Here is an 8658-nt window from a genome sequence, read left to right as displayed (position 1 = left end):
TCGGTGACCTGCCTGCTGTACACCCTGCTCAGGTAGTCGTTGACGAAATCGAAGACATTGCCGTACCCGTTGGCGATGTCGCGCGCGGGTTGCGTGTGTTCGTTCACAGTGGCTTGACCTCCTCGATGTCACCGATCTGATCCGGCGGAGCGGAACTCGACAGCACCGGCGTCCCGATGAGATCGTCGATGCGGGTCTTGCGGGTGGGATCGTTGTATTCGATCGACTGCTTGACGGCCTCGGAGTACTCGGATTCCCACCAGGGCACGGTGCGGACCAGCACAGCGGGCTGACCTGAGGTGAACACCACCGCGCGACCGCGCGGCAGCGTGGCCAGTCCCTGCGCGGTGAACGTCACCGAGGAACTGAGCGAGCGCGAATAGCTCTTGCTGTTGCCCGACTGCGACATCGACTGCGAGATCGAGTCGTACTCGCCGATCGCCTCGGAGCGGTCACGCAGGAACGCCATGTCGTCGACACCGCTGCCGAGCACCTTGATATTGGCCGCCGACCACAGCGCGCTCATCCCCGCGTCGCCCCAGCACCGCGCACCCTGGGCCCACGACTGCAGCACGGTCATCACCACGATCCCGCGCGAACCGAAGTGGCTGTACTGCTTGGGCAGATCCTTCCAGCGCACCACATTGGCCGCCTCGTCGAGCACCGCGAGCAGCGGAATCGGGAGCCTGCCACCGGAAGACAGCGAAGCCTTGCGCATCGCCACATCGATGACGGCCTCGGTGAGCGCGCTGACCAGCGGCGCGGCCGACCCACGACCCTCCAGCGACAGGCAGTAGAGCGTGCCGTTGCGCTCGATGAACTCGAGCTCGTCGAACTGCAGGCGGTCGCTGCTGCCGCGGGTGATCCACGGATGCACGTTCGACATCTGCAGGCAGCGGACCATCTTCTTGGCCGTGCCGAAAATGCCGCTCTTGGTGCGCTGTTCGGCGTTGTACTGCATGGCCAGGCCGGCCGCGGTGAAGTCGTGGCCCGCACCGCGCAGATGCTCGATCGGCTCGCTGTTCTGCGGGTTGGTCACCCATTCCCACACCTGGGTGATGGGCTTGCCGGCGATCGCGGCGGCCAGGAACAGCCCGGCGAGCAGGTCCTCGGCTTCCGGATCGAAGAAGCTGTCGGTGGTGTCGGCGCCGCCGCTCTCGGCATCGGCGAAGTGACCGGCCAACCGGGCCGCGCGCATCTCGCAGCCCTCCTTGCGGTGGTCGACCCAGGCCAGCGGATCCCAGAACCACGTCGGTCGTTCGCCCGCAACGCCCTGCGGGTCGAAGACGAAGGTCGCGCTGCCCTTGGCCTCGCGCACATTCCGGGTCGCGTCGACCACGTCACGCTTGTTCGACGTGGTCAGCACCGGTCCGATGGCCGACAGGATCGCCGGGATCACCCGCGAGGTGGACTTGCCCTGGCGCGGACCCCAGATGTCGAGGTGCAGGTCCTCGTAGGAACCGTAGAGCGGGGTGCCGTCGGCGACGGCGATGCCGATCGGCACACCGGGCGCGTCGTTGGTGCCCAGGCGCACGCCGAGCTCCTTGGCCTTGGTCCGCACGCCGTCCTCGGTGATCGAGGCGATGGCGCTGCCGCTGCCCATGTGGTCGGCCTTGTCGTCGATCGACAACCGGCCCACCCCCGCGCGCTTCTTCAGCTGTTTGCGGATCACCACGAACGCGATGAGCGCGGCGATGACCAGCAGCACGATCACCGTGGACGCCCGCGGCCAGTGCAGTTTCCCGCGTGCCAGGTCGGCGACCACCGCGATCGGGTTCACTGGAATGTTCTGCGGCACCACCGACAACGCGTTGCCCAGGTGCAGCGCGACGGCGAGGGTGATCAGCGTCGCAAAGCCGAACACGATCAGGATCAGCGTCGTGTCGGGTCCGATCGCGGCCGGATCCGTCACCTTCTTCTTCGCCACGTGTGCCTCCTTGTGGACCTTGTCGGATGGTGGGTGGGTGCTCTCAGCGGAACGCGTCGAGGCGCCAGCCTTGCGGCGTCTGCACCACGGTCGCGATGACCGTGCTCGGCGGTAGGGCCTCTTTCCGCCCGTTCGGGTAGACGACCGTCTGCTCGATGCCGATCTTGTACTGCGCCACCGTGGGATCCGCGCTCGGCGGCGCCTGCTCCCCCGAGGCGAAGGTGAACGCCTCGACGTGCGCCTTCGCCTTGCCCCAGTCCGCCCACTGCAGCGTCGGTTTCGGCGTGTCGGTGGTCCCCGCCGAACTGTCCAGCATACGTATCATGCTGGGCCCCAGCCATTTTCGCGCCCGCTGCAGCGAATCGCCTTGCTGCTCGGTCGCCGGGTTCCAGGTGTAGACCTCGCGCAGGGCGACGACCGCGACGCCGTCGGGCGTCGTCGGGTCGACCGTGGCGGCCGCCTCGAGCAGCCGGGTGGTCGACGTGGCGCCGTCCGGGCGCGCGGTATCGGAGTCGCCGCCGCAAGCGGCGACCGAGGTCAGGGCCGCCACGAGCATCACCGCCGGAATGGTGCGGATTCGTGTTCTCTCCCACCAGGTTATCCCCGCTGCGCCGCGCCGTGTGATCACAACACCCTCCTCGCCCGCGCGTCACCCGGCACCGCCACCTCGACGACGCCACCGCCTGCGCCGCTGCTCGACGGCGGCACCGCCTGGATCAGCTGACCGTTGCCCGCGTAGATCCCCACCTTCGCCGGTCCTTTCGGCCCGAAATCGCTGAACACCAGGTCACCCGCCGCGACTTTCGCGATGGGCACCTCCCGGCCGGACTCCCACTGCTGTTCGGCGGTGCGCGGCAACGTCACCGCGCCCGAGGACGCCGCGAACACCGCGGCGGTGGTGAGTCCCGGCCCGTCGAATCCGCCGTTGCTCGGGCCCTGCGCGCCACCGCCACCCCAGACGTAGGGCGCGCCGAGCCAGTCGTGCGCCGCCTCGACGATCTGCGCGCCGCCACCACCGGGTTCGGGGGTGAACCGGCCCTGCGCTCCGGGCGCGCGGTACTGCGGTTCCATCGACAGGATGTTGGTGACGTAGGGCTGGGTCTCGGAGTAGTGCGCCGCAACCTGATTGGGCATGCCGCCGGAGCTGAGCACCGCGCCCTCACCGGCGTTGTAGCCGGCCAGGGTCAGCGCGGTCAGGTCACCGGAGACCTTGCCCGCGGCCATCCAGCCCGCGATCTTGTGCGCGATCGCGCACATGTAGCGGGCCTGGCCGATGATCGCGTCGCCGTCGTCCCAGACGCTGGCCGTGCCGTTGCCGTCGGCGTCGATGACATAGGGCAAGCCGTCGTCGGGATTGATGCTCACCGCGGTGCCCGGCAGGAACTGCGCCAGGCCCTGCGCGCCCGCGGGCGAGGTCAGCCCGCGCCGGAAACCCGACTCCTGCTTGGCCTGTGCGGCCAGCAGCGACGAGGAGATCTCCGGGCAGACAGTGCCTGCCCGGCGATACCAGATCTCCAGTTCCGCGGGCACCTTGCCGTCGGCGAGCGCGCCACCGGCGCTGCCGAATCCGCGCACACAGTTCGGGTCGACCGAGAACGCCCGCGCGCCACCGACATCCGGGGTCGGCGCGCCGTCGAGCCACGGCATCGGGTCGATCTGGCGGCCACCGGTGAAGCGGCCGCCGGGCACGATCTCGAAATGCAGGTGCGGGCCGCTGGATTGGCCCGCGGAGCCGACCATCCCGATCGGCTGGCCCGCGGTGACGGTCTGCCCCGTCCGCACCTTCACACCGTGATCCCACATGTGCCCGTAGACAGCGGAGTAGGCGCGCCCGTTGGTGTCGACGGAATCGACGACGATCCAGTTGCCGAAGCCCGACGCCGGACCGGCGGCGACGACCCGGCCGTCGGACACCGAGTAGATCGTCGTCCCGTCGGTGGCCGCCATGTCGATGCCCTGGTGATCGCCACCGCGGGAACCGAACACGTCGGACACGGTGAAGGTGCCGGTCTCCAGCGGCAGGGTGCGGCGCAGCGGACCGACACCGGCGGCCAGCGAGGGAGTCCCGGTGACGGCGGCGTTGGTTGTCGGCGTCGCGGACGCGGCGGCGCGTGCGTCACCGGGCGACTGGCCGCCGAGCGACGGCAATGTCGGCGCCGACGAACCGTCGAGCACGCCGGTGGTTTCGCAGGTCTCGTCCGAGGAGGGCAGCACGATGACCAGCACGAGCGCGATCAACCCGATGACAGAGCCGAGCGCGGACATCAGCATCGTGCGGGCGTTCACCGGCCGCCTCCAGGCGTTCCGCGCCGGGCGCCGGGATCCGGGTCCGCCGCGGCGGTGATCACGTGCGGCGCCGGGTTTCGTTGAGCGTGTCGGCGAGCGTGCGGTTCATCTCGGCGGCGGCGGCCAGCTGTTGTTGCAGCAGCACCACTTTGCGGCGTAGCGCGGTGGCGTCCATCCGGTCCAGGCTCGGGCCCTCGGCCGCGCGCACCCAGTTGCGCACCGAATTGGCGTGCACGCCGATCTGTTCGGCCACCACCCGGCAGGCCTCGGACTCACTGCGCAACTTGTCGGTCAGGGCGACGACCTGCTCGACGGCGGCATTGCGGACCTCGGGCGAGACCCGGCGGTAGGACCGGTGCGGCATCATTGCCGGCCTCCGTTCGGTGTCGGCGGTTCGGGCGGTGTCGTCGACGCCTGCCCGCCGTGGGCAGACGCGGCGCGCGGATTGTCGCCGAATTCGCTGAACCGCTGATTCGTGTCGTGGATTCCGCTTTCCTTCTCCGACACCGTGAACTCCATGTGGAAGGGGATACCGGGACGGCGATCCTCACCGATCTTGAGCAGGAATTTGCCGGTGCCGGGCGGCGAGGGCCGCTGCTGGCCGGGGCGCAGCGCCTCACCGGTGAGCGCCTGGGGCGCCGACCAGCCGGTCACCATCTCCTGCTCGGCGGAGGTGAAGGGCACGGTGGAATCGAGCCTGCTGATCTCCTCGGCGGGCAGCGCGCCGAAGATCTTGGCGCGGGCGCGTTCCAGGAAGCCGATCGCCTTGGCGATCGCGGCGTCGGAACCCAGCGCCTGCAGGTCCTTGATGGTGTGGCTGATCATGATCAGCGCGGTGGCCAGGCCACGCTGCAGACGGGTCAGCTCGTCGACGCGGTCGACCATGAAGTCACCGAGGCCGAGCACCTGCCACAGCTCGTCCATCACGACCTGGAAGTAGCGCTGCGGACCGAGTTTCGCGTCCGCCAGCACGTGCGCGGCCTCGACCGAGGCGAAGCCGTCGGCCCAGCAGGCCAGCATGACCGCGGCCTTGAGCTTCTTGTCGCCGGTGGGGATGTGCGAGACGTCGATGCACACCGCGACGGCGCCGGTGTCGATGGGAACGCTGGTCTGCCCGTTGAAGATCGCGCCGAACGGGCCCTGGGTGAGCGCGCGCAGCGAGCGACGCAGGTTCTTGATCGCGTTCTGGTATTCGTCCTCGTTGTCGGCGCCCGCGTCGAGCATCAGTTCCGCGCCGCCGCCGACGATCACTTCCAGCAAGTTCTCCATGATCGGCGGCTTGTCGGGGGCGTATTCGCTGCCCGGCTGGTACAGGATGCGCAGCGCGGTCGCGATCAGCGTCTCCTCGAAGTCGGCGACCCTGGCGCCACGCACCAGTTCCACCAGACCGGCGATCAGCGTCACCTGCCTGGCCCGCAGGTCCTGCAGCACTTGACGTTGCAGCGCGGGGAACTCCTCCAGGCGCGGCACCACCGAGCCGAGCACACCCGCGGCGAGCGGGTTCAGTTTGCCGTGGCCGTAGCCGAGGTCGATCACCTGGCCGCCGACGAGCTCGACCATCTTGCGGTAGTCGGGTTTCACGTCGGCCAGGATCAGCGGGGTGATGCCCTGGGCGATGCCGCCCAGCACGATCCGGCGCACCAGCGAGGACTTGCCGAAACCGTTGAGGCCGAGCACGAACAGGCTGGGCGCGGTGATGAAGCTGCCGCGCATGAACCAGTTCATCGGGTCGAAGCAGACCGGCGCGCCGGTGTGCAGGTGTGAGCCGAGCGGGGTGCCGATCAGCGGCGCGCCCGCGCCGACCGACCACGGCCACAGGCCGGCGACCTGGGCGGTGGTGGCCCGGTACTCGACCGGGCGGCCGACCACGTTCATCTTGCCGCCGCCGGGGCCGGAGTAGCCGCGGTCGGTCAATTCGGCGGTGGTGCGGTCGAATCCGTCGCTGACGACGGCCTCGGTGCGCGCCTGCGCGTTGTTGCGGCGCAGGTCGTCGGTGTGGATGCGGAAGGTCGCCCAGGCCGCGCGCAGACCGGACTGCTCGCGGGCGATCATCTCGTAGCGGGCGCGGGTGGCGTCGTCGAGCAGCGACGGGCCGGACTGGGCGCGCCGGTCGGCCTTGTTCCGCGACCTGGCCGAGCGGCCGGTGCCCATCGCCCGGTCGGCGACGTCGTCGGGGCGGTCGGCCTTCACCGGGCGCGGCGCCTTGGCGAGCTTGGCCGACTCGATCGGACGCTTCTTGCGGTGCGGATCCATCGCGCGCTCGTGGTCGAGCCGCGGGCCGTGGTCCTCGGCGCGCAGCCCGCGCTCGACACGGGGCTTGGCGGCGCGGTCGGCGTCGGGCCGCGGTCCACGTGGTCGCCGCTCGCCCGCGGCAGGCCGGCCGCCGCGTGCCTCGTCACCGCGCCTGCCCCGCGCGTCGTCCTCACGTGGCCTGCGGTTCTCGCCGGTGCGCGGCCTGCGGTGCTCGTCGTCCGCGCGCGGCCTGCGGTGCTCGTCGTCCGCGCGCGGCCTGCGGTGCTCGTCGTCCGCGCGCGGCCTGCGGGTGTCCTCGCCCTGCGGCGCGCGCTCGGCGGCCGGACGACGTGGCTCGTCCGCACGCGGCCTGCCGCCGGGTTCCCCGGCGCGCGACCTACCCTCACGCGACGTGCGTTCGCGCTCGCCGGCCACGGCCGTACCGCGCGCCGACTCCCGTTCGGCACGTTCGGTGCGCTCCTCCAGGCCGAGCACGTCGTCGCTCACGCGCGACGAACTCCCGACCGGTCGTGGCTCGCGTTCCCCGCGGATGCGGGGCGGCCGGTGCACGGGCCGTAGCGCGATGTCGTCGAAGTCGCGTCCCATGATCGCCTCACCCCGCCAATGCCTTCGGAATGGTCGCGTGCTCGGGCAGGATGACGCCACAACCGAGGGAGGCCGCGAACGCCGCGGCCTGGTAGCGGTAGCAACGCCGGATCTTGAGCCGGGCCTGCGTCGAGAGGTCGCGGGTGATGGCCTCGATGCGCGGCAGGTCACCGCGCAGCGGCTCGGTGATCGTCACCAGCGCGCCGAAGCGGGTCACACCGTGCCCACGGGCCTGTTCCTCCCGGGCCTGCTGGGTCGCACCGACCCGCAGTGTCGCGGCGGCCGAGACGACACCGCGTTCGCTCTGCTGCGCGACGAGCGCGTTCTTGAAGTCGTCGTCGACGATCTCGGCGGCGTCGGCGGCCGAGTGCGGCCGGTAGACGATCGCGATCCGCTTGCGCGGCACTTCGGGATTCGGCGCGAGCAGCCGCTGCAGCACTCGCTCGTCGACCGCGCCCTCCGGCGCCGCGTCCATCTCCCAGGTGACCGAGCGGCCACCGTCGTGGATCAGGTGATCCCACTTCTCGTCGTGCGAGACCGGGCCCGCGTCGTCCCAGCCGAGGCCGTGTCCGCCGGGATCGGCCGCGGCGACCTCGAGATCGGCCTGGGCGGCCGGGTCGTAGCTGCGGCGGATGAAGGAGATGACCTCCTCGGCCGACATCGGCTGCGCCCGCACGCCCGCCTCGGCCAGCGCCGCGCAGATGCCGGGCAGCCTGCGCCCGATCTCCACGGCCTCCTCGGCCGGGTTCTTGCGGCGCTCGGCGGTGGTGGCCTTGAACGTGATCGCCACGCGCGGCAGCAACTGCACGCGCTCCTGCGGCAGCTCGGTGGCCAGCTCGTACATCACCTGCTGGGCCAGCTCGGGCGCTTCCGGGCGGGTGATCGTGGAGACCTCGTTGAGCAGCCGGTTGCCCGTCTCGGGCACGGTGTCGATCACCGGCACCACCGCGACGATGTCGCTGGTCTGGCCGACCGAGGCGAGGAAGGTGCCCCAGGCGGCGACCCAGCGGTCGATCACCGGCTGGTCCACCGCCTCGTGACCCTGTGGCCAGGCCCGCAGCACCACCGTGTACTGCGCGAACGCGGGCAGGTGGATCATCCCGAAGTGGTAGCCGCCCGCGTCGATGCCCTCGTAGAGCTTCGACGGCGCGAGCAGCCCCGGCAGTTTGGTGACGCCGCCGGGGATCCGGGAGAACCGGCCGCCGCGGTACACGTGCTCGCCGTTCTTGCGCGAGCGCATCCAGTTGAACATCATCAATCCCGTCTCGTAGCCAGAGCGGCCCCCCGTCCGCCACACCAGGGGCACCATCACCAGCGCGCCGAGGCCGCCGACGGCGAAACCCCATGTGAACCCACCGACCATGGCGCTGATCAGGGCCGCGATCACCACGACGAAACCGATCACGGTCTCTTCCCAGCGCAGGCCGAAAAGGCCCGCGCTGCGCGGCTTCTGCCACAGCCCGTACGAGCGCCGCTCGTAGGTGTCGGTCGAGGTGGTCGTCATCGCGGGATCGTGCTCCTGCCGAGGTCGGGTGAACGATTCGCCCAGCGGTCACCGGCGAGGTCGCCGGCCGCCTGGTGCGCGGGCGGCGCCCCGCGCCCCCCCC

Annotated in this window: 6 protein-coding genes; all 6 read right to left on the bottom strand. The window is 70.7% G+C overall.

From position 1 onward, the window contains the following. Nucleotides 1–103 precede the first annotated feature (103 nt). From ACFWPJ_RS17220 to ACFWPJ_RS17195, 6 genes are read right to left on the bottom strand one after another with little or no spacing between them, the layout of a single operon-like run. A complete protein-coding gene (locus ACFWPJ_RS17220; protein ID WP_378852417.1) occupies nt 104–1927 on the bottom strand; it encodes a type IV secretory system conjugative DNA transfer family protein in 1824 nt (607 codons plus the stop codon). 43 nt (nt 1928–1970) lie between these two features. Continuing rightward, the gene (locus ACFWPJ_RS17215; protein WP_378852415.1) at nt 1971–2555 is read right to left on the bottom strand and encodes a hypothetical protein; all 585 of its coding nucleotides are present in this window, start codon (nt 2553–2555) and stop codon (nt 1971–1973) included. Beyond that, entirely contained in the window at nt 2552–4213 is a 1662-nt protein-coding gene (locus ACFWPJ_RS17210; RefSeq protein WP_378852413.1) for a peptidoglycan DD-metalloendopeptidase family protein, read from the bottom strand. Before ACFWPJ_RS17210 ends, ACFWPJ_RS17215 begins: the two co-directional genes overlap by 4 nt. A 58-nt stretch (nt 4214–4271) precedes the next feature. Next, nucleotides 4272–4580 (bottom strand): transposase, encoded by a 309-nt coding sequence (locus ACFWPJ_RS17205; RefSeq protein ID WP_189023742.1) that lies wholly within the window; start codon nt 4578–4580, stop codon nt 4272–4274. After that, nucleotides 4577–7051 carry a hypothetical protein gene (locus ACFWPJ_RS17200; RefSeq protein WP_378852411.1) on the bottom strand — a complete coding sequence of 825 codons (2475 nt, stop codon included), beginning with the start codon at nt 7049–7051 and terminating at the stop codon, nt 4577–4579. The genes ACFWPJ_RS17205 and ACFWPJ_RS17200 overlap by 4 nt, the downstream gene beginning before the upstream one ends. A gap of 7 nt (nt 7052–7058) precedes the next feature. Continuing rightward, the gene (locus tag ACFWPJ_RS17195) at nt 7059–8555 is read right to left on the bottom strand and encodes an SCO6880 family protein (RefSeq protein WP_378852410.1); all 1497 of its coding nucleotides are present in this window, start codon (nt 8553–8555) and stop codon (nt 7059–7061) included. Nucleotides 8556–8658 lie beyond the last annotated feature (103 nt).

The sequence above is a fragment of the Nocardia sp. NPDC058497 genome (assembly GCF_042720195.1).
Taxonomy (GTDB): Bacteria; Actinomycetota; Actinomycetes; order Mycobacteriales; family Mycobacteriaceae; genus Nocardia.
This window is presented reverse-complemented; position numbering and strand designations above follow the sequence as displayed.